This is a genomic window from Streptomyces sp. NPDC037100 (assembly GCF_055606225.1).
In genome coordinates, this window is sequence record NZ_JBVJSX010000030.1 from 1,823 (window position 1) to 3,652 (window position 1,830).

A 1,830-nucleotide genomic window follows, 5' to 3' on the forward strand; every position below is an offset into this window, starting at 1 on the left:
TCGGGCACGCTGTTGGGTGTCTGAGGGAATGAACTTTCCTCAGTGCCGGCCCCAGTGAACTCGCCTGTAAGGGCGGGGTGATGGGTGGCTGGTCGTTGTTTGAGAACTGCACAGTGGACGCGAGCATCTGTGGCCAAGTTTTTAAGGGCGCACGGTGGATGCCTTGGCACCAGGAACCGATGAAGGACGTGGGAGGCCACGATAGTCCCCGGGGAGTCGTCAACCAGGCTTTGATCCGGGGGTTTCCGAATGGGGAAACCCGGCAGTCGTCATGGGCTGTCACCCATACCTGAACACATAGGGTATGTGGAGGGAACGCGGGGAAGTGAAACATCTCAGTACCCGCAGGAAGAGAAAACAACCGTGATTCCGGGAGTAGTGGCGAGCGAAACCGGATGAGGCCAAACCGTATACGTGTGAGACCCGGCAGGGGTTGCGTATGCGGGGTTGTGGGATCTCTCTTCTGTCGTCTGCCGGCGACAGGACGAGTCAGAAACCGTTGATGTAGGCGAAGGACATGCGAAAGGTCCGGCGTAGAGGGTAAGACCCCCGTAGTCGAAACGTCAGCGGCTCGTTTGAGAGACACCCAAGTAGCACGGGGCCCGAGAAATCCCGTGTGAATCTGGCGGGACCACCCGCTAAGCCTAAATATTCCCTGGTGACCGATAGCGGATAGTACCGTGAGGGAATGGTGAAAAGTACCGCGGGAGCGGAGTGAAATAGTACCTGAAACCGTGTGCCTACAAGCCGTGGGAGCGTCGGGCAAGCACTTGTGCTTGCCTCGTGACTGCGTGCCTTTTGAAGAATGAGCCTGCGAGTTTGCGGTGTGTTGCGAGGTTAACCCGTGTGGGGAAGCCGTAGCGAAAGCGAGTCCGAATAGGGCGTTTCAGTAGCACGCTCAAGACCCGAAGCGGAGTGATCTAGCCATGGGCAGGTTGAAGCGGAGGTAAGACTTCGTGGAGGACCGAACCCACCAGGGTTGAAAACCTGGGGGATGACCTGTGGTTAGGGGTGAAAGGCCAATCAAACTCCGTGATAGCTGGTTCTCCCCGAAATGCATTTAGGTGCAGCGTCGTGTGTTTCTTGCCGGAGGTAGAGCACTGGATAGGCGATGGGCCCTACCGGGTTACTGACCTTAGCCAAACTCCGAATGCCGGTAAGTGAGAGCGCGGCAGTGAGACTGTGGGGGATAAGCTCCATGGTCGAGAGGGAAACAGCCCAGAGCATCGACTAAGGCCCCTAAGCGTACGCTAAGTGGGAAAGGATGTGGAGTCGCAGAGACAACCAGGAGGTTGGCTTAGAAGCAGCCACCCTTGAAAGAGTGCGTAATAGCTCACTGGTCTAGTGATTCCGCGCCGACAATGTAGCGGGGCTCAAGCGTACCGCCGAAGTCGTGTCATTGCAGCAATACGGCCAACGCCGGCTGTGATGGGTAGGGGAGCGTCGTGTGCCGGGTGAAGCAGCCGCGGAAGCGAGTTGTGGACGGTTCACGAGTGAGAATGCAGGCATGAGTAGCGATACAAACGTGAGAAACGTTTGCGCCGATTGACTAAGGGTTCCTGGGTCAAGCTGATCTGCCCAGGGTAAGTCGGGACCTAAGGCGAGGCCGACAGGCGTAGTCGATGGATAACCGGTTGATATTCCGGTACCCGCTGTGAAGCGTCAAACATCGAGCATCGTGATGCTAAGGCCGTGAAGCCGCCCCGGAGCCTTCGGGCAAAGGGGAGTGGTGGAGCCGCCGAACCAAGCGGTTAGTAGGTGAGTGATGGGGTGACGCAGGAAGGTAGTCCATCCCGGGCGGTGGTTGTCCCGGGGTAAGGGTGTAGGCGT

At 57.9% G+C, this 1,830-nt stretch carries 1 rRNA gene (running past one end of the window); it reads left to right on the forward strand.

The features are described 5' to 3' along the window. Positions 1-131: 131 nt before the first annotated feature. Positions 132-1,830 (forward strand): 23S ribosomal RNA (locus ACZ7EG_RS39995); it runs 1,489 nt beyond the window's last position.